Consider the following 26793-nt stretch of genomic DNA (forward strand, 5'->3'; position numbering starts at 1 on the left):
CCGCCCGGGGACCGGTCCGGGACCCGGACCGGTCCCGGACCCGTCACGCCGCGGCCGGGACCGCCACCTCCGCCGGGGCGAGAGCCAGCTCCAGTACCTGGCGGACGTCCGTCACGGCGTGGACGTCGAGCTTCTCCAGGACCTCGGCCGGCACGTCGTCCAGGTCGGGCTCGTTGCGCTTGGGGATGATCACCGTGGTGACGCCGGCCCGGTGCGCGGCGAGCAGCTTCTGCTTGACGCCGCCGATGGGCAGCACCCGTCCGGTGAGCGACACCTCGCCGGTCATCGCCACGTCCGTACGGACCAGCCGGCCGGACAGCAGCGAGGCGAGCGCCGTCGTCATGGTGATGCCCGCACTCGGACCGTCCTTCGGCACGGCGCCCGCCGGGAAGTGGATGTGCACGCCCCGGTCCTTCAGGTCGCCCACGGGCAGCTCCAGTTCGGCGCCGTGGCTGCGCAGGAAGCTCAGCGCGATCTGCGCCGACTCCTTCATCACGTCGCCGAGCTGACCGGTCAGGGTGAGCCCGGCCGCGCCCGTCTCCGGGTCGGCCAGCGACGCCTCCACGTACAGGACGTCGCCGCCCGCGCCGGTGACCGCGAGCCCGGTGGCCACACCGGGGACGGACGTACGGCGCTCGGCCGGGTCCTGGGCCGACTCGGGCACATGGTGCGGACGCCCGATCAGCTCGCGCAGGTCGGCGTCGGTGACCGTGAACGGCAGCTCGCGCTCGCCCAGTTCGTGCCGCGCCGCTACCTTGCGCAGCAGCCGGGCGACGGACCGCTCCAGGTTCCGTACGCCCGCCTCGCGCGTGTACTCGCCGGCGAGCTTGCGCAGCGCGCTCTCGTCGAGGACGACCTCGTCCGCGCCGAGCCCGGCCCGCTCCAGCTGCCGCGGCACCAGGTGGTCCCGGGCGATGACGACCTTCTCGTCCTCGGTGTAGCCGTCGAGCCGGACCAGCTCCATGCGGTCGAGCAGCGCCTCCGGGATCGCCTCCAGCACGTTGGCCGTGGCGAGGAAGACGACGTCCGACAGATCCAGCTCGACCTCCAGGTAGTGGTCCCGGAAGGTGTGGTTCTGGGCGGGATCGAGGACTTCCAGGAGGGCGGCCGCGGGGTCGCCGCGGAAGTCGGAGCCCACCTTGTCGATCTCGTCCAGGAGCACCACCGGGTTCATCGACCCGGCCTCCTTGATCGCGCGCACGATCCGGCCGGGCAGGGCGCCCACGTACGTCCGCCGGTGACCGCGGATCTCCGCCTCGTCCCGGACGCCGCCGAGCGCGACGCGCACGAACTTCCGCCCCATGGCGTGGGCGACGGACTCGCCGAGGCTGGTCTTGCCGACGCCGGGCGGCCCGACGAGCGCGAGCACGGCACCGCCGCGCCGCCCGCCGACGACCCCGAGCCCCCGGTCGGCGCGCCGCTTGCGCACCGCGAGGTACTCGGTGATCCGCTCCTTCACGTCCTCCAGGCCGGCGTGCTCGGCGTCGAGCACCGCCTGGGCGCCCCGGATGTCGTACTGGTCCTCCGTGCGCTCGTTCCAGGGGAGCTCCAGGACGGTGTCGAGCCAGGTCCGGATCCACGACCCCTCGGGCGACTGGTCGCTCGTCCGCTCCAGCTTGTCGACCTCCTTCAGGGCCGCCTCGCGCACCTTCTCGGGCAGGTCGGCGGCCTCGACGCGGGCCCGGTAGTCGTCGGACTCCTCGCCCTCCTGCTCGCCGTTCAGCTCGCGCAGCTCCTTGCGCACGGCCTCGAGCTGGCGCCGCAGCAGGAACTCGCGCTGCTGCTTGTCGACGCCTTCCTGGACGTCCTTGGCGATGATCTCGGCGACGTCCTGCTCGGCGAGGTGGTCGCGCAGCTGCTGGGTGGCGAGCCTGAGACGGGCGACCGGGTCGGCGGTCTCCAGCAGTTCGACCTTCTGCTCGGTGGTGAGGAAGGGCGAGTAACCGGAGTTGTCGGCGAGCGCGGAGACGTCGTCGATGGCCTGCACGCGGTCCACGACCTGCCAGGCGCCGCGCTTGCGCAGCCATGCGGTGGCGAGGGCCTTGTACTCCTTGACCAGTTCGGCCACGTGCCCCGGCAGCGGTTCGGGCACGGTCTCGTCGATCCGTGTCCCCTCCACCCACAGCGCGGCACCCGGCCCGGTGGTCCCGGCGCCGATCCGCACCCGGCCGCGCCCGCGGATCAGGGCGCCCGGGTCGCCGTCGGCCAGCCGGCCCACCTGCTCGACGGTGCCGAGCACACCCGTGCTCGCGTACGTCCCGTCGATCCGCGGCACCAGCAGCACTCTCGGCTTGCCCGGTTCCGATCGCGCGGCGGCCTGCGCGGCCTCGACGGCGGCCCGTACATCGGCGTCGTTCAGGTCCAGCGGCACCACCATCCCCGGCAGCACGACCTCGTCGTCGAGCGGCAGCACGGGCAGGGTGAGCGGTGTGGACGTCGAAGCCATGAGTCTCTCCCTCGGCAGTCAAGTTGAGCTATGCCGACTCAATGCTCGGGGACCCCTCTCCTGTTCCCCGGGGGGCGTTCGCTCTCAGCGATCAGCCGGGAGTCCTGCAACTGTAATAGTCTCATCACCGGAGTAGGCATTACTAAGTAAGCATTACCAATCGTGGGATCGCGTGGGAGAGACATGGGGAACGACGCCGCGGCGAGCGCGAGCGGGACGGTCCGGGCCTGGATCGACGGCTGGGTCGTGTCACGGGGCGCGGCGCCGCCCGTGGTGGAGCCCTGGGGGTACACGATCGACGTCGGGACGGCCGGACATGTGACGCGCCATGTGTTCGCCGCCACGAACGACGGAGTCGAGGAGGCGGCGGTCCGCAAGGTGGCCGACGCCGTGTCCGGGCCCGGCGTCTGGCTCAAGGTCTTCGCCGCACCGGACCGGGTCCGGGCATGGCTGGGCGAGGGCTGGTGGATCGATCCCGAGCCGGGCTGGCTGATGTCGGTGCCGCTGCGGGCGCACCGGATTCCGGCGGTCCCCGACGGCTACCGGCTGCGCGCGTGGACGCGCGGCGGCGTCACCCGCGTACTCGTCGCCGCGCCGGACGGCTCCTGGGCCGCCCGCGGCCAGATCGCCCCGACCGGCGGCACGGCGGTCGTCGACCAGATCGAGACCTCCCCCGGCCACCGTCGCCGCGGCCTCGGCACCGTCGTGATGCGCACCCTCACCCGTGCGGCGCTCGACCAGGGGGCCGAGACCGCGGTGCTGGCGGGCACGCCGGACGGACGGGCGCTGTACGAGACGCTGGGCTGGCGGGTGGAGGCGCCGCTGACCAGCGCGAAGTACACCGGCGCCGGGGAGGCCTGACCACGCCGGACGGGGCCGGCCGCGCGGGCGGCGTCCCGTCCGCCACCCGCGCCCGTCCGGCGCTCCGGCACACGGGACACCGGGGTGCCGGTCGCCAAGTCGGCGCTTCCGTACGGCGATTCGCGGGGCCCGCGCCGCGGGAACTGCCAGGATGGCTCCATGAGCACCGCGTACGAGATTCCGGAAGTCATCGACCGACGCGAGGGCCCGTACGGCGAGGTCGTGCTGCGGCGGCACGGAGAGCTGCTGCAAATCATCGCCAACGGCTGCTTCCTCATGGACACCTCCGACGGGCGCTCGGAACGGCTGCTGGTCGACGCGGCACTGCGAGCGCTGGACGACCGCCCGGAACCGAACGTCCTCATCGGCGGACTGGGGGTCGGATTCTCGCTCGCACATGCTGCCGCGCAGCCCCGCTGGGGGCGTATCACGGTGGTGGAGCGCGAGCCGGCGGTCATCGCCTGGCACCGGCGCGGACCGCTGTCCCGGATCTCCGCCGACGCGCTCGGGGACCCTCGTACCGAGATCGTCGAAGCGGACCTGGTCGCGTTCGTCAATGAGATTTCCGCCACGTTCGACGCGCTGTGCCTGGACATCGACAACGGCCCCGACTGGACCGTCACCGAGGACAACGGCAGCCTCTACTCCGAGGCCGGACTGGCAAGCTGCGCAAGGGCGTTGAGGCCCGGTGGAGTACTCGCGGTGTGGTCGGCACAGCCCTCTTCGAATTTCGAAGAAACCTTGGAAAATGCCGGGTTCCAGCAGGTGCGTACCGAAGAGATCCCGGTTGCCCGAGGAGTTCCGGACGTCGTGCACCTCGGCGTCCGGCCTGGATAGCCGAGGCGCGGTGAGTGCCCGTACGCTGCTGCCCTGACGCCGATCATTCAAGCGTCAATCGCAGTCATGCGCAGTCAAGGGATCACCCCACGGATTCCGGAAAGCAACACAGGGGCGGGCGATGGAGCAGACACACACCTCCCACAACGGCACGACGGCGACCCCGGGCGCCCAGCGCCGGGTGCTGGTGGTCGAGGACGACCCGACGATCGTCGACGCCATCGCGGCCCGCCTGCGCGCGGAGGGGTTCCTCGTGCAAACGGCGGGCGACGGCCCGGCGGCCGTCGACACCGCTGAGGCCTGGCAGCCCGACCTGCTGATCCTCGACATCATGCTGCCGGGCTTCGACGGCCTGGAGGTGTGCCGCCGGGTGCAGGCCCAGCGTCCGGTACCGGTGCTGATGCTCACCGCGCGGGACGACGAGACGGACATGCTGGTCGGGCTCGGCGTCGGCGCCGACGACTACATGACGAAGCCTTTCTCCATGCGTGAGCTGGCCGCCCGCGTGCATGTCCTGCTGCGCCGCGTGGAGCGGGCCGCGCTGGCCGCCGCGACGCCCCGCAGCGGCATCCTGCGGCTGGGCGAGCTGGAGATCGACCACGCACAGCGCCGGGTACGGGTGCGCAGCGAGGACGTGCACCTCACCCCCACCGAGTTCGACCTGCTGGTCTGCCTGGCGAACACCCCACGCGCGGTGCTCTCCCGCGAGCAGCTGCTCGCCGAGGTGTGGGACTGGGCGGACGCGTCCGGGACGCGGACCGTGGACAGCCACATCAAGGCACTGCGGCGGAAGATCGGTGCGGAGCGCATCCGCACGGTGCACGGCGTGGGCTACGCCCTGGAGACCCCGACGCCCTGAACGGACCGCCGGCCTCGCGGGACACCCGCATGCACTTCACGGGACGCTCCGCGGGACATTTCACGGGACGCCCCGCAGGACGACGCCTCCCGAGATGCCCCGCAGGACACGGAACGCCGGCCCGGGGCAGGCTCCGCGGGCGCCGCTCGTCCCAGGGCGGGCGGCGCGCGTCTCCGCCCGGCGGGTACGGTCGGTGACCCGTGCCGCCGGCGCCCGTGTCACCGACCGGTCCCCGTACCGTCGCGGGGGCACCGGGCATCAGCCCGGGGCGCACGGCGTCGGCCGGATGCCGGTCGGCGGGATTCTGTGGTTGCCGGAGGCTGTGGGCCGTAGGGGGCTGGAGTGAGAAACGGTCCGGGAGAGACGGGCAAGGGCTCGGGACCCTGGGGCGGTGTACGCCCCTTCTCGATCAAGACCAAGCTGGGCACGCTCGTCGTCGTCTCGGTGCTGATCACCACCGGCCTGCTGATGATCGCGGCGCGCACCGAGACGGAACTCCGCTTCATCACGGTGTTCTCGATGATCGCCACCCTGCTGATCACTCAGTTCGTGGCCCATTCGCTCACCGCGCCGCTGGACGAGATGAACGCCGTCGCCCGGTCGATCTCGCACGGCGACTACACCTGCCGGGTCAACGACAACCGCCGCGACGAGCTGGGCGACCTCGCCCACACGATCAACCTCATGGCCGACGAGCTGGAGGCCCAGGACCGCCAGCGCAAGGAACTCGTCGCGAACGTCTCCCACGAGCTGCGCACCCCCATCGCGGGCCTCCGCGCGGTCCTGGAGAACGTCGTCGACGGCGTCTCGGCGGCCGACCCCGAGACCATGCGTACGGCGCTGAAGCAGACCGAGCGGCTGGGGCGCCTGGTGGAGACGCTGCTCGACCTCTCCCGGCTGGACAACGGCGTCGTCCCGCTGCGCAAACGGCGCTTCGAGGTGTGGCCGTATCTCTCGGGCGTCCTGAAGGAGGCCAACATGGTCGCCTCCGCGCGCGGGGGCGTCGCCTCGGACTCCGGCAAGCACACCCGCACGGACGTCCACCTGCACCTCGACGTGCACCCGTCGGAGCTGACCGCGCACGCCGACCCCGAGCGCATCCACCAGGTGGTCGCCAACCTGATCGACAACGCGGTCAAGCACAGCCCGCCGCACGGCCGCGTGACGGTCAAGGCCCGGCGCGGCGCCACACCCGAATCCCTCGAGCTCGAGGTCCTGGACGAGGGGCCGGGCATCCCCGAGTCGGAGTGGCACCGCGTCTTCGAGCGCTTCAACCGGGGCGCGGTCAGCTCCCCGCACGGACCCGGCAGCGACGGCGGCACCGGCCTGGGCCTCGCCATCGCCCGCTGGGCGGTGGACCTGCACGGCGGCCGGATCCGGGTGGCGGAGTCCCCGCGGGGCTGCCGTATCCAGGTGACCCTGCCGGGCCTGCCCCCCGCCCTTCCGCACCAGCGCACCGGCCAGACCCGCCCGCCGTCTCCGCGAGGCTGACCGGCGCGTCGGCCGCCCGGCCGCCGGGGAGCGGCGGGAGCCGGTCCCCCCGCAGTGCACGGGCCGGTCCCCCACGGTGCGCCCCGTGGCCGAATACCCACCGGAGTCACGCGGCCAGGTCACTCCTCCAGGAGTTCCCTCTCCGCGGAGTTGACGTAAGGTTCAGCCCGGAGCCACCAAGATCGACGGATGTCCGCGCCGATGGACACGTGTGATCAGGCTGTCGTCGGGCAGTCGTGGGACAGAGGGCCGCGCGCGAGTCGCCGTCGGCCCCGCTCCGCGCATGCGTGAAGCCCGCATTTTCCACCGGAACCCCACTTGTTTCCCGCCATTTCCAGCACCGAAACACGGCTTCCGATGTGACTTACACGACGATGGACCGGCCCGGCCTGACCTTATCGGCCATGGAGGCGTAGCCTTTATTCCCGCTGTCCATCACCTTGTGAAGCGGAAGAGGGCGGTTGCCGCCGTGTCGCCACAGTCCCCCAGTAACTCCAGCATCTCGACCGAGACCGACCAAGCGGGCAAGAATCCCGCGGCGGCCTTCGGTGCCAACGAGTGGCTCGTCGACGAGATCTATCAGCAGTACCTCCAGGACCCGAATTCGGTAGACCGAGCCTGGTGGGACTTCTTCGCCGACTACAAGCCGGGGGCGGCTGCCTCCTCGGCTCCGGCGGGTACCGCGGCCGCGGGGGCCGCGGGGACCACCACGCAGACCCCGGCCCGGACCGCCGCTCCCGCGGCCCAGGCCCCGCAGGCCCCCCAGGCCCCGGCTCCGGCCGCCGCCCCCGCGCAGCCCGCCGCGGCCGCCCCTGCTGCGGCTCCGGCGAAGCCCGCCGCCGCCCCGAAGCCCGCCGCCGCTCCGGCCAAGCCGAAGGCCAAGGCCGAGCCCGCGACCGAGGCACCCGAGGGCCCCGAGTACGTGACGCTGCGCGGCCCCTCCGCCGCCGTGGCGAAGAACATGAACGCCTCCATCGAGGTCCCCACGGCCACGTCCGTGCGCGCGGTCCCGGTGAAGCTGCTGTTCGACAACCGCATCGTCATCAACAACCACCTGAAGCGCGCCCGGGGCGGGAAGATCTCCTTCACGCACCTGATCGGCTACGCGATGGTGCAGGCCATCAAGGCCATGCCGTCGATGAACTACTCCTACGCGGAGAAGGACGGCAAGCCGACCCTCGTCAAGCCGGCGCACGTCAACTTCGGCCTGGCCATCGACCTGGTGAAGCCGAACGGCGACCGCCAGCTCGTCGTCGCCGGCATCAAGAAGGCCGAGACGCTGAACTTCTTCGAGTTCTGGCAGGCCTACGAGGACATCGTCCGCCGCGCCCGCGAGGGCAAGCTGACGATGGACGACTTCTCCGGCGTCACGGTCTCCCTGACCAACCCCGGCGGCCTCGGCACCGTCCACTCGGTGCCGCGTCTGATGCCCGGCCAGTCGGTGATCATGGGCGTCGGCTCCATGGACTACCCGGCCGAGTTCCAGGGCACCTCCCAGGACACCCTGAACAAGCTGGGCATCTCCAAGGTGATGACCCTGACGTCGACCTACGACCACCGGGTCATCCAGGGCGCCGCCTCCGGCGAGTTCCTGCGGATCGTCGCGAACCTGCTGCTCGGCGAGAGCGGCTTCTACGACGAGATCTTCGAGGCGCTGCGCATCCCCTACGAGCCGGTCCGCTGGCTCAAGGACATCGACGCCAGCCACGACGACGACGTCACGAAGGCCGCCCGCGTCTTCGAGCTGATCCACTCCTACCGGGTCCGCGGCCACGTCATGGCCGACACCGACCCGCTGGAGTACCAGCAGCGCAAGCACCCCGACCTGGACATCACCGAGCACGGCCTCACCCTGTGGGACCTGGAGCGCGAGTTCGCCGTCGGCGGCTTCGCCGGCAAGTCGATGATGAAGCTGCGCGACATCCTCGGCGTGCTGCGCGACTCGTACTGCCGCACCACCGGCATCGAGTTCATGCACATCCAGGACCCGAAGCAGCGCAAGTGGATCCAGGACCGCATCGAGCGCCCGCACTCCAAGCCGGAGCGCGAGGAGCAGCTGCGCATCCTGCGCCGCCTGAACGCCGCCGAAGCGTTCGAAACCTTCCTGCAGACCAAGTACGTCGGCCAGAAGCGCTTCTCGCTGGAGGGCGGCGAGTCCGTCATCCCGCTGCTCGACGCGGTGCTGGACTCGGCCGCCGAGTCCCGCCTGGACGAGGTCGTCATCGGCATGGCCCACCGCGGCCGCCTGAACGTCCTCGCCAACATCGTCGGCAAGTCGTACGCGCAGATCTTCCGCGAGTTCGAGGGCAACCTCGACCCGAAGTCGATGCACGGCTCCGGCGACGTGAAGTACCACCTGGGCGCCGAGGGCACCTTCACCGGCCTCGACGGCGAGCAGATCAAGGTCTCCCTGGTCGCGAACCCCTCCCACCTGGAGGCCGTCGACCCGGTCCTGGAGGGCGTCGCCCGCGCCAAGCAGGACATCATCAACAAGGGCGGCACGGACTTCACCGTCCTGCCGGTGGCCCTCCACGGCGACGCGGCCTTCGCGGGCCAGGGCGTGGTGGCCGAGACCCTCAACATGTCGCAGCTGCGCGGCTACCGCACCGGCGGCACCGTGCACATCGTCATCAACAACCAGGTCGGCTTCACCGCGGCCCCCGAGTCCTCGCGTTCCTCCATGTACGCGACGGACGTGGCCCGCATGATCGAGGCGCCGATCTTCCACGTGAACGGCGACGACCCCGAGGCCGTCGTCCGCGTCGCTCGCCTGGCCTTCGAGTTCCGCCAGGCGTTCAACAAGGACGTCGTCATCGACCTCATCTGCTACCGCCGCCGCGGTCACAACGAGTCGGACAACCCGGCGTTCACCCAGCCGCTGATGTACGACCTGATCGACAAGAAGCGCTCGGTGCGCAAGCTCTACACCGAGTCCCTCATCGGTCGCGGCGACATCACCCTGGAAGAGGCCGAGCAGGCGCTGCAGGACTACCAGGGCCAGCTGGAGAAGGTCTTCACCGAGGTCCGCGAGGCCACCTCGCAGCCGACGTCGGGCGACTCCCACGACCCGCAGGACGGCTTCCCGGTCGCGGTCCAGACCGCGGTCTCCACGGAGGTCGTCAAGCGGATCGCCGAGTCCCAGGTCAACATCCCCGACCACATCACCGTGCACCCGCGTCTGCTGCCGCAGCTCCAGCGCCGCGCGGCGATGGTCGAGGACGGCACGATCGACTGGGGCATGGGCGAGACCCTCGCGATCGGCTCCCTGCTCCTGGAGGGCACCCCGGTGCGTCTCTCGGGCCAGGACTCCCGCCGCGGCACGTTCGGCCAGCGCCACGCGGTGCTGATCGACCGTGAGACAGGCGAGGACTACACCCCGCTCCTCTACCTCTCGGACGACCAGGCGCGCTACAACGTCTACGACTCCCTCCTCTCCGAGTACGCGGCGATGGGCTTCGAGTACGGCTACTCGCTGGCCCGCCCGGACGCGCTCGTCATGTGGGAGGCCCAGTTCGGCGACTTCGTCAACGGCGCCCAGACGGTCGTGGACGAGTTCATCTCGTCGGCCGAGCAGAAGTGGGGCCAGACGTCCGGCGTCACCCTGCTCCTCCCGCACGGCTACGAGGGCCAGGGCCCGGACCACTCCTCGGCCCGCCCGGAGCGGTTCCTCCAGCTCTGCGCCCAGAACAACATGACGGTCGCGATGCCGACGCTCCCGTCGAACTACTTCCACCTCCTGCGCTGGCAGGTGCACAACCCGCACCACAAGCCGCTGGTGGTCTTCACCCCGAAGTCGATGCTGCGCCTGAAGGCCGCCGCGTCGAAGGCGGAGGAGTTCACGTCGGGCCAGTTCCGCCCGGTCATCGGCGACGCGTCGGTGGACCCGGCCGCGGTCAAGAAGGTCGTCTTCACCGCCGGAAAGGTCTACTACGACCTCGAAGCCGAGCGGCAGAAGCGCGGCGTCACGGACGCTGCGGCTGCCGAAACGGCGATCATCCGCATCGAGCGCCTGTACCCGCTGCCGGGTGCCGAGCTCCAGGCGGAGATCGCCAAGTACCCGAACGCCGAGAAGTACCTGTGGGCCCAGGAGGAGCCGGCGAACCAGGGTGCCTGGCCGTTCATCGCGCTCAACCTGATCGACCACCTGGACCTGGCGGTCGGCGCGGACGTCCCGCACGGCGAGCGCCTGCGCCGCATCTCCCGCCCGCACTCCTCCTCCCCGGCGGTGGGCTCCGCGAAGCGCCACCAGGCCGAGCAGGAGCAGCTGGTGCGCGAGGTGTTCGAGGCGTGATCCGCTGAGCGGACCGTCGTCGTACGAGCCGAAGGGCCCGGCCCCGGAACTCTCCGGGGCCGGGCCCTTCGGCGTACGCGAGCCTTCGGCGTACGCGAGCCTTCGGCGTACGCGAGTCTTCGGCGTACCGCGATTCCCGCGGCGTACCGATTCCCGCGGCGTGCGGCCGTCAGCTCGCCTGCGGTTCGAAGTCCCAGAACGGGCGGTTGCGGGCCCGTGCCGAGATGGTGTGGACGTGCTGGTCGCCGAGGGTCGCCTCGAGGTCCGACAGGGCCTCCTGTTCGGTCTTCTCGGCCTGCCGGCGCTCCCGCAGCGCCCGGAGGTCGGCGGCGTACGCGACACGGGCCGACAGGGTCAGCGGATGGGTGCGCCCGAGGGTCTCGACGGCCCTCGCGACGGTGGCCCGGCTCAGTTCGGCGGCGGACTCCGGATCACCCACGAGGTTGCGCAGGGCGGAGGCGTTGACGGCGCAGCCCAGGGTCCACGGGTGGCGCTCGCCCACCGCGGCCGTCATGTCGGCGAGCGACTGCTCGATCAGGGCGTGCGCGTGGTCCCGTTCCCCGACGTTCCGCAGGACCAGCGCGTGGTTGCCGCGGGCCCCGGCGAGGAACGGGTGGCCTTCGGCGAGCATCATCTCGTACCGGGCGACGACGGACTCGCCGGCCTCGCGGGCCTGGTCGATGTCGCCGTGCTCACGGGCGTAGCAGCTCTGGCTGACGGCGGCGGCCAGGGTGTGCGCGTTCGTCTCGCCCAGCTTGCGTTCGTAGCGCTCCAGGACGCGGGCGAAGAGCCGGCCGGCCGCGTCCCGGGCTCCGCTGCGGTACTGGCACAGCGCCAGGTTGTGTTCGGCGCGCAGGGTCTGCGGGTTGTCGGGGCCCATGACGAGCCGGTGGTCGCGCACGCTCTTCGCCTGGACGGACTCCGCCTCGGCGTAGCGGCCCAGCAGCCGCAGGTCGATCGCGTAGGAGGTCTCGGAGAAGAGCGTCCAGGGATGGCGGCCCTTCAGCAGCTGGCGGCGCGCCTCCATCGTGCGCCGGTCGATGTCGAGGGTCTCCTCGTAGCGGCCGAGCAGACGCAGGGAGAAGCCGAGGTTGTTGAGGGCGTTGAGAGTGCGCGAGTCCTGTTCGCCGAGGAGATCCTGGTAGACGGTGTACAGCCGCTCGGTCAGCTCCAGGGCCTCCTCGTACCGGCCGAGCCCCCAGAGGTCGGCGGCGAGGCCGCTGGCCATCCGCAGATGGTCCAGGTCCTGCTCGCCGCGTTCCCGCCGCAGGCGCTCGACGGCGGCGCGTTCGATGGCCTCGGTGCGCCGGTAGTGCCCGCCGGAGCGCAGCAGGTTGGCGTAGTGGTAGGTCAGCTCCCAGACCCGGGGGTGGTCCTCACCGAACAGCTGCCGCCAGGCCGCGAGGGCGCGCTCACCGAGCTTGATCCCCGAGCTGTACTCGCCGGTGAACCACATGTACCGCAGGCAGTTCAGGACCAGCCGCTGCACGGAGCGGTCCGTGCTGTACAGGACGTCCGCGTACTTCAGATGCGGCACGATCTCGGCGTACTGGTCCCACAGGCGGGAGTCGGTCGCGCGGCCCGGGTCGGCGGCCGCGAGGGCCCGCCGCACCACGTCGATGAACTCCCGGCGGTCCTCCGGCGGCATGTCCTTGCCCACGATCTGGTGGACCATGCGGTGCAGGTAGATCGACTCCCCGGAGGGGACCCCCTCGTCGATGGCCGCCTCGTGGGACTCCAGCCGTACCACGGAGTACTGGCGCAGCTGGTTGATCGCCCTGTTCCACAGCAGCGGGTCGTTGAGCAGCCCGGCGATCTGCTCCGGCAGTTCGTCGAGCGGCATCTCCTTGAGCAGTCGCACGGGGATGGAGCCGGGCGCGAAGAAGGTGCACAGCCGCAGCAGGGCCACGGACTCCGGGACGGTCTCGCGGAGCTTGTTGAGCAGTATCGACCAGGCGGTCTGGAAGGCGAGCGGGAAGTCCGCGGAGACCTTGACCACGTCCTGGTCGACACCGCCCTCCAGCAGGTCGATGTACGCCTCCACCGACATGTCGGAGTCGTTGAGCCAGCCCGCCGTCTGGTCCAGCAGCAGCGGCAGGTCCTCCAGCGCCTCCGCCAGCTGGTCCGCCTCGGGCTCCGTCAGCCGCGGCGCGCGCCGGCGGATGAAGGCCACGGACTCCTGGCGGTTGTAGGGGCGGACGTCCAGCAGCCGGCTGTTGTGCTCGCCCCACTCGGGGTTGCGGGAGGTGATCAGCACATGGCCGGGACCGGCCGGCACCAGGTCCCACAGCTGCTCCGGTTCATCGGCGCCGTCCAGGATCAGCAGCCAGCGCGCATACGGATCGCCCCGCCTGAGCGCGTCCCGCACCGCGCGCAGCCGCTCCCCGTACTCGGCACCCGTACTGAGCCCCAGCTTCGGCGCCAGCTCGGCGAGCACCCGCCGGTAGGTCACCCGCTTCTCGGCGTTCACCCACCACACCACGTCGTACTCGGACCCGAACCGGTAGGCGTACTCCGCCGCCAGCTGCGTCTTGCCCACCCCCGACATCCCGTACAGCGTGAGCACACCCGCACCCGGCTCCGCGCCCTGCAGCAGGTGGTACGCCTCGTTCAGCAGCGCCTCACGGCCGGTGAAGCGGGTGTTGCGACGCGGCACACCGCCCCACACCTCGGGCATGGCCGCCGGGAACCGCGGGCCGCGGCGAAGACCGTCCGCGGAGTCGGGCAGCGGATCGGCCGGCAGGTCCAGCCGGTCCAGCAGCCGCCGCTCCGCCTCCTCGGCACCCATGTTGGTGAGGTTCGCCGGTGCGAGCACCGCCGCGGCGGTGGGGATCGACGCCGTGGTGACGGAGACGGCCGCGAACCGCGCCGGGTCGGGCGCGACGACCTCGCGCAGCGCCGCGTTCCACTCCTCGTGCGTACGCGGCCCCAGCTGGAAGTACCACTCGCTGACGACGATGAGGACCCGGCCCTCCGCGAGTTTGAGATCGCGCAGCAGATCCACGAGAGGGGTGTCCGCCGGGGAGTCCCACCGCAGGAGGACGACGCGCAGGCCGCGCCGCTCCAGCCGGTCCCCCATCCAGGCCGCCCAGGCCCGGTTGAAGCCGGCGTAGCTGATCGTGACGGTCTGCCGCGCGGCCCCCCTCTCGGCTGACCCGACCGGTGTACGGACTACAGACATGCGGCGGCCTCCCCGCGCGTGAGTGTAGAACCTGGGCACGCACAGCGATAGGCACGACGGGACACCCGTCGCTCGCGGCCGCGGTTCGTTCTTCCGCAAGCGCAACGATCTTCACCCGGATCGGCAACAGACATCACTCCGCCGGTCGCGCCATCCGGGCGGCCCACAGGGCGCGTGCCGCCTCGACGTAGGCCCGCGCCCGGGCGGCATGGCCACGGGGCGCGGGATGTTCGTTCTGCTGTTCGTACACGGCGATCATCTCGTCGACGAACAGGCGCCCCCGCGCCGTGAGGTCCGGCGACGCGACGAGCGCCGGCAGCGCCGCCCCGACCTGTTCCCGGTACCGCGCGTGCACGGCCCACGCGGTCTCCCGGTGGGAAGGGCGCCGGGCGGTGAGGGCGCGGCGCTGGAAGAAGTCCGCGAGCGCCAGATGCGAGTAGGTGCCCTGCAGCAGACCGTCGTACGGGCGTGGGTCGGGGCGCCAGGGGGCGAAGTACTTCCGCGCCCCGTCGGCGTGGTGCAGCGTCACCATGTCCGTCAGCGCGGACAGCTTGGTGTGGTGCAGTTCGTGGACGAGGGTGGCGGCGAACATCGTGGGGCTCTGCGGCGTACTGCTGAGCAGGGCGCCGAAGGCCTCGCGCCGCGTGGCGCTGCAACTGCCCGTGCCGCGGCTGCCGGGCGCGGCGCCGGGCGGCACGGACAGGGGAACGAGGCAGCGCAGCAGGATCAGCGCCTCCGTGACGCGGTGCTCACCGCCGGGCCGGAGCGCTGCGGCCGTCCCGGCCCAGGTCTGCACCCACCGTTTGCGCTCCGCGTCGTTCAGCGTCACCGGCCCGCTCGGCCCGTGCCGGTCCGGCTCGCCGGGCACGGTGCGGTACGGGTCGAGGTCGTCCAGCGGCATGGGCGGGGCCCCGGGCAGCAGTCCGGTCAGCGCGTAGGCGGGCGTCCAGCCGGGCGAGGAGGACCACGCGCCGATGCCCGCCTCCAGGTGCAGGACGACATCGGCGGCCCCGGGGCGACGCAGCGTCAGCCGGCCCCCTCGGTGTGCCACGTCGACCCGGACGTCCTCGGAGTGCCCGCTCCCCGCGTCCGCCATGCGCAGCGCGCCGAGCGAGGGCAGGGTGAGTACTCCGGCGGGGGCGGTCAGCCGTACGGCGAAGGAGAGACCGGCGCGGGCGGCGGCCGCGGCGGCGAGCGCGCTGAAGTGGGCGAGGTCGTCGGCCAGTGCGCGGCGCTGCGACTCGGCGCGCGGCTCCGCCCCGGCGTCCAGCCCCCGCAGACAGTGCCTCGCCCAGGCGCCCACCAGGGGGTGCAGCAAGCGGGCCCGGGCGGGCGAGAGGGATGCGGCCGCGCCGGGAGGCCCGGCGGCGGGGAGCGGGTCGGCCGCGCCCGGAGCCCCGGAGGTCGGGAGGAAGGCGGCCGCTCCGGAGTTCCCGGCGGGCATCGCCGGCGTCACGTTCACCGGCGGCCGGCCGGCGTGGCCGGGGCCGGGGTCCGGCGGTTCCCGGTGTCCGGGCTCGGCCCCTTCCGTCGCCGCTCGTCCCGTGGCCCGTGCACCGGGCCCGGGCGGGCCCACCCGGTCCGCCGCCTCCAGCAGCGCCCAGTCCTCCCGCAGCCTGCGGCGCGCGGCCGCGGAGCACACCCGCGCGTCGGCGCCCTCCGCAGCGTCCAGCACCGCGCGCAGCATCAGCAGACGCCGGGTGTCCTGGTCGCGGACCAGCAGCGCGAGCGTGTCGGGGCCGCCCCCGGTACGGCCGAGTTCGGCGAGGGCCCGGTCCGGTACCACCGGCAACATCACTGGGTTCCCCCTTCACGGACGGCGGGCGGCTCGGTGTGCGGAGTGCCGGTGACCCGCGCGCCCGGTGCCGTGCCCTCCACCAGCCGTCCCGCCACATGCCGGATGAAGCGCTGCAGATCCGCGCAGTACACGGACGGATGGACGAAGCCGTGGCCGGCCCGGTAACGGTGGGCGTAGTGGCCGCCGCCGCACACGTGCAGCAGGGGGCACGCCCGGCAGGTGGCGGACAGGGCCGCCGCGCCCGCCTGCCGTGCCGCCACGCCCGGGTGGGACAGCGCCTCGTCGAAGCCGTGCCGGAACACGTCGAGACCCGTCTCGGCCGCTCCCTCGTAGCAGGACTTGAGGGAGTCCACCTGCTCGATGGACCCGTCCGTCTCCACGACCACCGCGTCGAACGGCGCGAGTCCCAGTGACTCCGTGGCCGCCGGCAGGCCCAGCAGCAGCGCGACGCACTCCTCGAACAGCCGGACCCGTGTCACCCGGCGCCCGGCCCCCCACCACCGGTCGAAGACTGCGCACAGCCAGTCCCCGTAGGGAGTGCCGTCCGGGGCGTCCAGGTGCGGCGGAGGGGCTGACCAGTTCCCGTGCGGCAGCAGCAGGTCGAGCGCGGGAGGGCGCAGGGCGAGCAGGGAGCCGTACGTCTGGAGCGGGTCCAGCGCCGGGTCGACGACCGTGAGGATGCCGGCGTACGCGGCGGGGAAGCGGTCGGCCAGCAGCCGTGCGCCGCGCACGGCGGCGGGCCAGGAGGGACGCCCGGCGTGGTCGACGCGGCGGGCGTTGTGGGCGGGCAGACCGCCGTCGAGGCTGATGCCGACGGTGATGCCGTGCCGGGCCAGTGTGGCGAGGCGCGCCTCTGTGAGCAGGGTGGCGTTGGTCTGCACGGTGGCGTGCACCGTGCAGCCGGACGGCACCCGGTCGCGTACGAGACCGGTGAAGCGGGCGAGCGTGTCCGCGCCCGTGAGCAGGGGTTCGCCGCCGTGCAGGACCAGGGAGAGTGCCATGAGGCCGTGCACGCGCGCGTGCTCGGCGATGCGGGTCGCGGTGCGGTCCAGGACGGCGGGCGGCGCGGCGGTGGGGCGGGTGCGCCAGGAGTGGTCGGGGCCCTCGTAGAGGTAGCAGTAGCGGCAGGCGAGGTTGCAGCGGCCGTGGACTTTCACGATGAACTGCCGGAAGGGCACGGGGTGCGCGGACCGGGCGGCGCCCGCGGCCGTGCGCGGTGGACGGGGTGCGGTGCTTCCCGACACTCCGGAACCCCCATGCTGTACGGCCCGCGTATATGCCATGGCGACTTGCCCGTCCGGGCCATTCCCTGATCGGGGACCGGCAAACACCGGACTTCCGCGCTGACCGATTCGACCATGTCTCCGGCCGGAAGTGAGCCGTCCCGTGTGCCGTCCCGTGTGCCGTCCGATGACCGGAACGGGGATTCTCACAGGGAGTTGTTGAACCCCCAGAGCACCTCGCTCGGCCGGGCCGCCCGCTCCCTCAGCTCCTCGATCAGCTCCCGCAGCACCGGGTGCTGCACCGTCCGCAGTTCCGCCAGGTCCAGTTCCAGCAGGTCCGGCAGCGGCTGCTCGGGCCGGGTGGAGGGAATGTCCCGGTCGCAGGACGGCGTGACCGGTCGCTGTTCCGGTCTCGGTGTCTGTTCCGCTTCCCCGGGCCCCGGCGCCCCGTCCGCCACGTCCATCAGCCGCCCTCTCTCCTCGTCCTCCTCGGCACCCCGTCGCATGCCGCCGTTCACTCCAGTTCCGCCAGCCGCTGTGCCGTCTGCCGCGCCGTGGGCTCGCCCGTGCCCACGGTGCCGTCCGGCAGCCGGGACCACTCCGCCCGGGCGGACCGGTAGGCCTCGCGGGCGGCGCGCGGACGGGCGGCCGCCTCGTAGGACATACCCCGCCAGTGGTGGGCCTGAGCACCCAGTTCCACGGCCTCCTGGCGGCGGCGGTCGGTCTCGGCCGTCTCCTCCGCCTCCCGGGCCGACTCGGCGGCGTGGCGGAACGCGTCGACCGCCTCGTCCAGGCGCGCGGGCCGGCCGAGGCTCAAGTACGCCTCGAAGTGCGCCTGGCCGAGCTCCAGCCAGCAGCGCGCGGCGAGCAGCGGGTCGTCGGCGTCGGCCGCCGCGAGGCCGAAGAGGTACTCGGCCTCGCGCAGGTCCACGCGGTCGCCCCGCGCGCGGTACCGCAGCATCAGCGCCCGCCCGAGCAGCAGCAGCCGGTGGGCGAGCCGGGAGCCGCCCGCCGGTGTCTCGGTACGGCAGTCCCGCAGGACACGGATCGCCCGGGACAGGGGCTCATGGGCCCGCGCCCCGGTCTCCAGCGCCGCCGCGCGCAGCAGCACCTCGCCCCACTCGGCGAGCACATCGGCGTGGGCGGGGGCGTCCCGGGGCATCCGGTGGGCCGCCTCCTCGAAGCGGCCGGCGGCGTCCCGCAGTTCGCGCGGATCACCCGACTCGGCGTACCGCGCGACGTGGACGCGCCCGGCGCGTACCAGCAGCGAGGCGCGCGGCCCCTGCTCGCGGGTGAGGGACAGTCCCTCCTCGACACGGGCGGCGGCCTCGTCCAGGGAGCCGCCGGCCCCCAGCAGCGCGTCGGCCAGTTCGAGGAGGACGCGGACGCGTTCCCTCGGTGCCTGCGCCGGAGCGGTCGGGGTGGCCGGTCCCGCTGCGGCCGGCGCGGTCGTCGGGGCGGCCGGGCCCGGTACGTCGTCCGGTACGCCGTCCGGGCGGCTCTCCAGCGCCGTGCGCAGCGACCGGGCGGCCTGTTCCGCGTACAGCCGGGCCTGTTCCGGGTCGGCCGTGGCGCCGGACAGGCGCAGCAGGACCCGGCCGTGGGCGAGCGGCAGTTCGGGCGGGCGTCCGCCCTGGTCGGGCCAGGCGTCCGCGAACGCCTCCAGCATGCCGACGGCGCCCTGGAGCAGCGCGCTGTCCCCGCCGAGGCGCCACTGCGTCTCCAGCGCGCACACCCGCTCCAGACTGAGCCCCAGCGCCTCGTCGTCGTCCAGGTCGGGCGCGGCGCAGGCCACGGCGTACTCCCGGTCGGCACGGCGCAGCAGGTCGAGAGCGCCCCTGCGGTCGCCGTGGCGCCTGCGGTCGGTGGCGGCGGCGCGCAGCACGCGCGCGAGAACGGCCCGTTCGCGCACGGCGCCGGGGTGCGCGACCGCGCGTTCGGCCGCCGTCTCCGCCTCGCGCAGCAGTTCGGCGCCGCCCTGCACCTCCCACAGCCGCAGCAGGCAGTGGGCGTACTCGGCCCACAGCTCCGCGTCCCGCTGTTCGGGCCGCAGATGCTCGGTGGCCCCGCGCAGGAACTGCACCGCGTCGATCAGGTCCTGCACCATGCCCTCGTGGCCGAACCGGGCGACCAGGTCACGCGCGCGGGTCACCGCCGGGTGCGTCGGGCGCTCCTCGGCCGGGTCCGTGCGTTCGCGGCTGCCGTACAGCGCGAGGTGCTCCGGCAGCGGCATGAACCGCTCCAGCACCCGCGCGGCCACCTCGGCGAACGGCTGCGGGACGGGAGCGGGGCCGCCACCGATCCCGGCCATGGCGTTCATGCCGTTCATGCCGTTCATCGCGTTGAAGCCGGTGACCTCGTCGGCGGCGGTGCCGCCGCTGTCCATGGAGGTCCCGTCCCCGCCGGGGAGCTCGTCCTCCGCTCCGCCGGGCAGCCCGGTCCCCGGCGTGTACGGGCGCCCCGAGCCGCTGTCGCCGAGCTGGGCGAGGGCGAGGGCCGGGAAGTTGGGCCCGCCCTTGCCGAAGCGCTGCTCGATGTACTCCGAGCAGTGCTTGAGCACGAGCATGGCCTCGTCCCGGCCGAGCGGCGAGAGCAGCGCCTCCTGCACGCCGGGCGCGAACTCGTACCACTGGCCGCCGTCCGTCCCGTGGTCCTCGCCCGCGCGCGTGAGCAGTCCGCTGAGCAGCACCTCGGCGAGCTCGGACGGCCCGGAGCCGGGCAGCATGGTCCGCTGCACCAGCTGCATCACCGGCAGGCACAGCGGGGCCGCCGCCAGATAGACGGCCAGGCGGCCCGCGGCCGGGGAGGCGGTGCGGCGGAACCGGCTGACGAGTGCCGGCGCGGACGGGCGGGGCCCGGGGCGGGCCGCCGGGGCGGGCGGCTGGTCCGCGCGCACCCAGCCGACCGCGCCGGACACAGGGCCAGCGCCGGCTCCGGACAGCAGCCGCGCCCAGGATCCGAGCGCCACCGGCTCGGGCGGCAGCACGGGCACGGGGAGCGCTCCCGTACGGGCGTCGGACGTCCCCCCGGCCGCCGGGCGGACCCGGAGCGAGGCCGCTCCGCCCAGCGCCTCGCCGCGGGTCAGCTCGCCGTACACGACCGGCAGCCGGGTGCGGTTCCACATGCGCTGCGGCAGCGGCTGGAGGACGGCGGCGGGGGCCTGCCGGGCCAGCTGGTGGAGCAGCCGGTGGGCCCGGCCGCTGTGCCAGAGGGGGCCCGCGCAGTCGCTGACGAGGAGGGTGATCCGGCGTCCGGTGGGGTCGCTCAGCCGGTCCGCGGAGTGCAGCGGCGCCACCTGCGCCTCCGGGCTGCGGCTGACGGCCGGCGCGCCGTCCGGGCCCTGGTGGAGATGGCTGACCTGAATGTCCCAGAAGGCGCCCAACCGGGCGAAGACCTGCTCCAGTTCGACGAACATCCGGTCCCACACGCGCATCGACGACGAGGCGTCCATGACCAGCTGGAGCCGGGCGTCGGCCCGGGTCACGGCGCGGTGCACCGGCATGATCAGCCCGCCCGCCTGCGCGCTCAGCTCGGCTGTCGCGGTCTCGTCGAGCACCGACCGCAGGGGCGGCGCCGCGCTCCGGTACCCCTGCAACGGCCGCAGGGCGCGCTGGAGTTCCAGCGGCGCGGGGAAGGCGGGCGCCGCGGGCACCCCGACCGGCAGCACCGTCGCCCGGCCCGGTCCGCCGACCCGCGGCGTGCCGTGCTGAGGCACCGCGTACAGGGCCACACGCCGGTCCTCCCCCTCCTCGTACGGCTGGGGTTCCGGCCGTACGGGCGGGGCGGGGGCCGGTGCGGTGCCGGGCGCCGCGGGAATCGGTGCCTGCCGTCCGACATCGCTCGGCCGTACGCCGGGACGGGTCGGCCGGAACGGTTCTTCGGCACCGCCCGCGGGCCGCGCCCAGCGGGCGAGCCACAGGGCGTCGCAGAGCTCCTCGGCGCCGGGGTCGAGCCCGATCTCCCGCAGCCGGACGACGAGTTCGGCGATCGGGTCGGTGCTCCGGCCGGTGACGTCGCCGGTGCTCCGGTGGCTGATGTCGTCGGTGACCGGGTCGTGGGCGTTCCCGGGCGGCACGGGGCGCCGGGCGCCGGGGCCCGTGCCCGGTGCTCCGTCCTCGCCGCCCGGACCGTGGCGCGCCGCTGCGCCGGGCATCAGCGCGTCACCTCGGGCGGTCCAGTCGCTGGATGAGCAGATCGGCGAGGCGGTCGCGGCTGGTCGGTGCGGCCGCGGCCGTGAGGTGGATCGCGTTCAGCAGCTGGTCGGCGGCGAGCAGTTCGCTGCGGGAGCGCTCGAGGAAGTGGGTGATCAGATCGTCGCCCGCGCGCGCGGCCTCGTCGCCGAGGTGGGCGCGTACGAAGGTGGCGAGCCGTTTGTGGTCGGGCCGGCCGAGCTCCAGATGGATGCAGCGGCGCATCAGCGGGGCGGGGAAGTCGCGTTCGCCGTTGCTGGTGAGGACCACGAAGGGGAAGGCGCGGCAGCGCACCCGGCCGTCGCGGACCCGGACCTTGGTGCCGTCGGCGGTGAGCACCTCGGCCTCGCCGTCGGGCAGCCGGTCGGCGATCCGCTCCAGTTCGGGGATCGGGAACTCGCCCTCCTCCAGCACGTTCAGCAGGTCGTTGGGCAGGTCGATGTCGCTCTTGTCCAGCTCGTCGATGAGCAGCACGCGCGGTGTGTCGGAGGGCAGCAGCGCGGTGCCGAGGGGCCCGAGCCGGATGTAGCTGCCGATGCCCTCGACGGCACCGGGGCTGCCGGCCGCGGATCCGAACCCTCCCTGCGCGGCGATCTGCACGTCCTGGAGCCGGGCGATGGCGTCGTAGTGGTAGAGCCCGTCCTGCAGCGTGGAGCGGCTGACGATGGACCAGCGCAGGACGTTGCCCAGACCCAGCTCGTACGCGACGGAGTGGGCCAGCGTGCTCTTGCCGGTGCCGGGTCCGCCGGTGACCAGGAGCGGGCGGCGCAGATAGAGCGCCGCGTTGATCATTTCCAGTTCCTCGGCGCCCGGCCGGTGCAGCTCCGCGAGGTGCCGGTAGGCGCCCAGCCTGCGGTCCTCGGAGCCGTCCGTGCCGGGTCCGCCGCGCTCCCGGCCGGTGAAGTCCCGCCAGGGCGGGGGCGCGGGGAGCCGGTCGATGCCGTCGTGGGGTTCCCCGGCGCCTCGGTAGATGAGCCACTCGCTGGATTCGGTCATGGTCCGGTCCTCGTCGTCACTCGTCCGCCAGGGCAGCCGTCGAACGTGCATCACCGTATCGACCCTCGGAGGGCCTGGTAAGTACGCGGAGAGCCGCGCGGTCCGGCCGGTTCACGGAGCCTCCAGCAGGTCGCCCGTACCCGGCAGGGGCAGCTCCGGATCGTCGTAGAACAGGGCGATGCCGTCGGCCCAGTACATGTCCGTCCTCCCCGCGCGCACCCCCGCGCGCAGGGCGCGCACCAGCTCCGGAAGCCGGTCCGCGCCCCCCGCGCCCGCCACCGTGTCACCCGCTCTCCTGTGGAACTCGCCGCACACCGTGTCGCGCCCGCCCCGCCAGCGCCGCCACAGGGCCACGCCGAAGCCGCCGTGCACGATCCGGGCGAGGGCCGCGACGTCGTCCTCGAAGCGCTGGTCGCCGTAGCGGCACAGCACCGGGACGGCACCGGGGTGCAGTCCGCGCAGCCGGTCCACGGGCGGTACGGGTATCCGCAGCCCCTCGTCGCAGTCCAGCACTTCCGCCTTCGGGCCGTGCGCGTGCACCCAGCGCCAGCGCTGCTCGCGCTCGTCGTGCCCGGTCCCGGCCCACGGACGGCCGCCGCCGGGGAAGCCGGATCCGTCCTCCTCCGGCAGTTGCTCGCGGTCCGCGCAGCGCACGACGACGGGTCGGTACGAGCCGATCGGCGGCTCACCGGGCCCCGGCTGCCAGGCGTCCACGTCCAGTCCGAGCAGCGTGTGGGGCAGCGCGACCTGCAGCACGGCGGGGTGTCCGGGCACGTCACAGCGGCGGAACGCCTCCGCGAGCGGGGTGGTGAGGAGGCCGGGCAGTTCGTCCAGCGGTGCCCGCTCGGCCTCGTCGAGACGCTCCACGTCGCCGTCCGGGCGGGCCACGGAGATCCGCCAGTCGCAGCGGTCGGGTTCCCAGCCGCGCTGGACGACCTCGAGCAGGGCGCACGGACGGGGCGTGCCGTCCGGGGGCGCTGCGGGGTGCGCGTCGGGGTGCGCTGCCTGGTGCGCCTCCGGGTGCGCTCCCGGCTGCCCTCCTGGGTGCGCCTCCGGGTGCCCTTCCGGGTGCCCTGCCGTCTGGTCGTGAGGCGTCCGTCCCGGGCTCGGGCCGGGGCTCGGGCTCGGGCTCGGGCTCGGGCTCGGGCTCGGGCTCGGGCTCGGGCTCCCCGAGCGGTACCCGATGCCGGTCATGAGGCCCTCGGGCATCCATCCGGACACGGGTACGGCCGATCCGGGGCCGCCCGGACGGTGACGGTCCGGTGCCCCGGCCGACGGGCGCCGCTGCCGCAGCCGGTCCCACTCGTACCGTCGCCGCGCGAGGCGTCGGCGGTATCCGGGGCCGAGGCCCTCCGCGGTCTGCCGCATCCACCCCCACAGCGCGTGCTCCGCGGCGTACGTACCGGGCGTGTCGAAGGGCGCTTCGGCGAACAGCACCTCCGTCGCGTAGTCCAGGACGAGTTCCAGCGCGCCGCCGTGCCCGCGCGCGCTCTCGTACAGGGCGCCCAGCCCGTCGCGCCAGCCGCGCGGTGCCGGGAGGGGCGCCGGGGCGTGCTGTTCGGGCAGCGACTCCAGGATGTCGAGCAGGCCCCGCGTGCTGGCCGGGGGCGGAAGGTCCGCGAGCCGTCCGAGGAGCTGGACCCGCTCGTCGGGACTCAGTGAGCGCCCGGGGCGCGCGCCGAGCTGCCCCTGTACGTCGGCCCAGGTGGGGCGGACCGAGTCGGGGTGGCGCTGACGGTCCCGGTGGTAGCGGTCGTGGGCGTGGAAGACCGCCTGGTAGAGGTCGTCGTGCTCGGCGCGCACCGCGTCCCGCGGCACCGTCAGCGTGCGCAGCTGCTCGACTCCCGTGGAGGTGCCCCCGTCGCCCCGGTCCGAGCGGGACTTCAGGACGCCGATGACCTCACCTCGCTCGGGATCGATCACCGGGCCGCCGGAGACCCCGGGAGGCAGGTCGTTGTGTCCCAGGCGCAGCTGCACACCGGCGGACCACCCGCCGAGGCTGCCCTGCACCGACAGGGGCCCGTCCAGGAACTGCAGCCCGCCGCCCAGCACGGTCCATCCGGCGTAGAGCACCTTGCCCTCGCCGTAGTACGCGGCCGGCCGTTCGGAGACGTACACGCAGTCGTGGTCGACGGGCTCGCGGAGCTGCACGAGGGCGAGGTCCGGCGCCGGCCAGTTGCCCCGGGTGTCGGGTCCCGCGTGCTCCGGGAGGGTGGCCGCCACCTGGCCGGGAACGGCGGACGTACCGCGGCCCGGCCCGCTCTCGTAGACCACGGTGACCTCCCCTCCTGTGCCGGACCGTGGTACGTGTGCGCAGGTCAGAACCCAGTTCGGCGCGATGAAGAAGCCACTGCCGAGAAATGTGCCCGGGTCCTCGACGGCATACCCCGCCTCCGCGCCATGGATGCGCACGGTCGCGGCCATGACGAGTTCACGCAGCGCACGGTGGGCTCCGTCGAATCCCTCCGTTGCGCCCCGGGCGTGCCCCTCCGTCATGCCGCGCTCCCGGCGGCCGGGTCACCGACCCCGTCGTGCGCCGACGCGCCGGGCGACGCACCCCCGTGCACCGTGCCCGGACGCGGACGGTCGGCGCCGGAGTGGCCGGGGCCGCTGGGTCCACCGGGGCCGCCGGGGCCGCCGGGGCCGCTGAGCGGCATGGGCGCGGGCGGGCGCGCGGGTATGGGCTCAGGCACCGCGCCCGAAGATGCGGGCCCCCTCGAACGCGCCACGCCCGGAGACCCGGTCCCCCTCGAAGGCCCCGCGCCCGGAGACACACCGTCGCCCCCGGGCGACATGCCCGTGCGCGCGGCATCCGGAGAGCTGTCACCGCTCGAGGGCGTCCCCGCGCCCGAGGGCGCGCCATCACCGCCGGCGGGGTCCGGCGGACCACCGTCCGGACCGCCGTTCCAGGTCAGCGTGACCTTGATGCCGCCCTTGGCCTCGCCGTCGGCGAGCAGTCCGACGACCTTGCCCGCCCTCGCCGTCAGCTCGATCCCGAACTCGACGCTGACCTCGTCCGGCCGTACCGCGCGCAGCGGCACGGCCAGTGAGCGCGCGACGCTGGTGACGACCGACTGGAGGCTCTCGACGTGCGCCTCCACCCGGTCGGCGAAGCCGACATCCGTGTACGACAGCTCCCCGGGCGGCACGGCCAGCTCCCCGGCGCCCGAGATCCGGGCCCACACCGGCGTTCCGTCCGGCATCAGTATCCGCGCGATACGCGTCTCTTCGTCCCCCATGGCCTCCCCCGTTCCTGCGCTCCCGCGACCCGCGGACCCGTCCCGCGGACCGGCGGCGCGGCGGCCGCCGCACGGGGCCACTCGGGTGCCCCGCCGTGCGGCCTATCCTTTTCCTTGGCCTTTCCCACGGGAGGTCCACGCCCCTTCTTCCCGTCCCGTGCGGGAAGAGTTCTTCCCTCACGGGAGGATCCCCACCCTTCACCGACCGACGGAGCACCACCCATGTACTTCACCGACCGCGGCATCGAGGAACTGGAGAAGCGGCGCGGCGAGGAAGAGGTCACCTTCGAGTGGCTCGCCGAGCAGCTGCGGACGTTCGTCGACCTGAACCCCGACTTCGAGGTACCGGTGGAGCGCCTGGCGACCTGGCTGGCACGGCTGGACGACGAGGACGACGAGTAGACGGCACCGGCCGAGTGGGCGGCACCCGGCCGGTGGGCGACACCCGGCCAGCAGGCAGCACCCGGCCAGTAGGCGGCACCCTCAGTCCACGGCGCCGCGCGTCCGGTCGTACGCCAGGCCGAGCGCACCGTGGGCGAGCAGCAGGGCCCCCGCGACGGTCCAGCCGGCGCTCCCGCGGCGTACGCCCCAGGCCGTGAGCGGCAGACCGGCCGCGAGCTGGGCGGCGGCCAGCGCTCGCGCCTGCGGGCCTCCCGTCGTGGGTGGCCAGGGACCCGGCCGGGTCCGCTCGACGTCGCCCGGTTCGGCACGGACCGCCCCCTGCCGGTCCGGCCACTCGATCTGCCGGACGTCGGATCGGGCGAGGACGGCCTCGCGGAGGCGGCCGGCCGGTTCGCCGGGGGCGAGTCCGGCGGGAAGGGAGACTCCCGCGCGCGTGAGGACGGCGAGCAGCCCCAGGACACGGGTCCGGCCGTCGGCCTCGGAGTCGGATCTCGTGAGGGACTCCAAGGACTGCACGTCGAGAACCGGATCGAGACCCAGGCGGGCGGCGAAGGTCTCCATCGTCCCGTCCTCGCCGACCGGTGTGCCGTCCGCCAGCCACCCGTAGCCCACGGTACGGCGGAGGCCCGAGGCGAGGACGCAGCCGCAGCGGCCGGCGTCCCACCACAGCGCGAGCACGGGCGAGGGGGCTCCGGCGAAGAGGGCCTCGGCCCAGCCGCTGACGACGCGGTCGACGGGTTCGTCACCGTACGACCAGGGCCTGCCCTCCGGGACGAGCACGGTCCACTCGGGACCGGCCGAGGTGAGCAGCACCTCCTCGCGGAGCAGTCGCGCCGCGAGGACGGCGGAGCCGACCGCCGCCCGGCAGAGCAGGAGCGCCCCTGGGGCGGGGCCGCCCTGTGCACGCGTACTTCCCAGCGGGCCTTCCGTAACCATGACCCCACGCTAGGCCGATTCGGCCGCATCCCTCCCCGCGAGA

Annotated in this window: 16 protein-coding genes; 6 read left to right on the forward strand and 10 right to left on the reverse strand. The window is 73.5% G+C overall.

Annotated elements, in window-relative coordinates; all coding sequences use genetic code 11:
* Nucleotides 1-43: 43 nt before the first annotated feature.
* Complete coding sequence (lon, locus tag IE242_RS01845) at nt 44-2446, reverse strand: endopeptidase La (RefSeq protein WP_189854600.1); 2403 nt, start codon at nt 2444-2446, stop codon at nt 44-46.
* 183 nt (nt 2447-2629) lie between these two features.
* Here lon and IE242_RS01850 point away from each other — a divergent pair, with 183 nt between their 5' ends.
* The 5 genes from IE242_RS01850 to IE242_RS01870 all read left to right on the forward strand — a co-directional run bounded on the left by IE242_RS01850 (nt 2630) and on the right by IE242_RS01870 (nt 10785).
* Entirely contained in the window at nt 2630-3307 is a 678-nt protein-coding gene (locus IE242_RS01850) for a GNAT family N-acetyltransferase (protein WP_189854602.1), read from the forward strand.
* A gap of 159 nt (nt 3308-3466) precedes the next feature.
* Nucleotides 3467-4144: a spermine/spermidine synthase domain-containing protein gene (locus tag IE242_RS01855; RefSeq protein ID WP_189854604.1), complete on the forward strand. Its 678-nt coding sequence runs from the start codon at nt 3467-3469 to the stop codon at nt 4142-4144.
* Nucleotides 4145-4265: 121 nt separating this feature from the next.
* Nucleotides 4266-5003, forward strand: a complete 738-nt coding sequence (locus IE242_RS01860; protein WP_055492513.1) for a response regulator transcription factor — start codon at nt 4266-4268, stop codon at nt 5001-5003.
* A gap of 342 nt (nt 5004-5345) precedes the next feature.
* Complete coding sequence (locus IE242_RS01865; RefSeq protein WP_189854606.1) at nt 5346-6494, forward strand: HAMP domain-containing sensor histidine kinase; 1149 nt, start codon at nt 5346-5348, stop codon at nt 6492-6494.
* Between the two features lie 469 nt (nt 6495-6963).
* Nucleotides 6964-10785 (forward strand): multifunctional oxoglutarate decarboxylase/oxoglutarate dehydrogenase thiamine pyrophosphate-binding subunit/dihydrolipoyllysine-residue succinyltransferase subunit, encoded by a 3822-nt coding sequence (locus tag IE242_RS01870; protein WP_189854608.1) that lies wholly within the window; start codon nt 6964-6966, stop codon nt 10783-10785.
* Nucleotides 10786-10954: 169 nt separating this feature from the next.
* Here the strand turns inward: IE242_RS01870 and fxsT are convergent, their stop codons facing one another.
* From fxsT to IE242_RS39030, 8 genes are all read right to left on the reverse strand, one after another.
* Nucleotides 10955-13966: an FxSxx-COOH system tetratricopeptide repeat protein gene (gene fxsT, locus IE242_RS01875; protein ID WP_189854611.1), complete on the reverse strand. Its 3012-nt coding sequence runs from the start codon at nt 13964-13966 to the stop codon at nt 10955-10957.
* Between the two features lie 133 nt (nt 13967-14099).
* A complete protein-coding gene (locus IE242_RS01880) occupies nt 14100-15761 on the reverse strand; it encodes an aKG-HExxH-type peptide beta-hydroxylase (protein ID WP_189854613.1) in 1662 nt (553 codons plus the stop codon).
* Nucleotides 15761-17047, reverse strand: coding sequence for an FxsB family cyclophane-forming radical SAM/SPASM peptide maturase (locus IE242_RS01885; RefSeq protein ID WP_189854615.1), 1287 nt, complete (start codon nt 17045-17047; stop codon nt 15761-15763). Before IE242_RS01885 ends, IE242_RS01880 begins: the two co-directional genes overlap by 1 nt.
* Before the next feature lie 146 nt (nt 17048-17193).
* Nucleotides 17194-17493 (reverse strand): FxSxx-COOH cyclophane-containing RiPP peptide, encoded by a 300-nt coding sequence (fxsA, locus tag IE242_RS01890; RefSeq protein WP_229858028.1) that lies wholly within the window; start codon nt 17491-17493, stop codon nt 17194-17196.
* Between the two features lie 8 nt (nt 17494-17501).
* Nucleotides 17502-21140: an SAV_2336 N-terminal domain-related protein gene (locus IE242_RS01895; protein ID WP_229858030.1), complete on the reverse strand. Its 3639-nt coding sequence runs from the start codon at nt 21138-21140 to the stop codon at nt 17502-17504.
* A gap of 7 nt (nt 21141-21147) precedes the next feature.
* Nucleotides 21148-22173 carry an AAA family ATPase gene (locus tag IE242_RS01900; protein WP_189854617.1) on the reverse strand — a complete coding sequence of 342 codons (1026 nt, stop codon included), beginning with the start codon at nt 22171-22173 and terminating at the stop codon, nt 21148-21150.
* Between the two features lie 111 nt (nt 22174-22284).
* Nucleotides 22285-24669, reverse strand: coding sequence for a VMAP-C domain-containing protein (locus IE242_RS01905; RefSeq protein ID WP_229858032.1), 2385 nt, complete (start codon nt 24667-24669; stop codon nt 22285-22287).
* The gene (locus IE242_RS39030; protein ID WP_229858034.1) at nt 24666-25412 is read right to left on the reverse strand and encodes a CU044_2847 family protein; all 747 of its coding nucleotides are present in this window, start codon (nt 25410-25412) and stop codon (nt 24666-24668) included. Before IE242_RS39030 ends, IE242_RS01905 begins: the two co-directional genes overlap by 4 nt.
* 222 nt (nt 25413-25634) lie before the next feature.
* Here IE242_RS39030 and IE242_RS01915 point away from each other — a divergent pair, with 222 nt between their 5' ends.
* Complete coding sequence (locus tag IE242_RS01915) at nt 25635-25814, forward strand: DUF6104 family protein (protein WP_003992906.1); 180 nt, start codon at nt 25635-25637, stop codon at nt 25812-25814.
* Between the two features lie 81 nt (nt 25815-25895).
* On the opposite strand, the gene IE242_RS01920 is transcribed toward IE242_RS01915, so the two are convergent.
* A complete protein-coding gene (locus tag IE242_RS01920) occupies nt 25896-26750 on the reverse strand; it encodes a hypothetical protein (protein WP_189854619.1) in 855 nt (284 codons plus the stop codon).
* Nucleotides 26751-26793 lie beyond the last annotated feature (43 nt).

The organism is Streptomyces poonensis (assembly GCF_014650915.1).
GTDB classification, from domain to species: domain Bacteria; phylum Actinomycetota; class Actinomycetes; order Streptomycetales; family Streptomycetaceae; genus Streptomyces; species Streptomyces poonensis.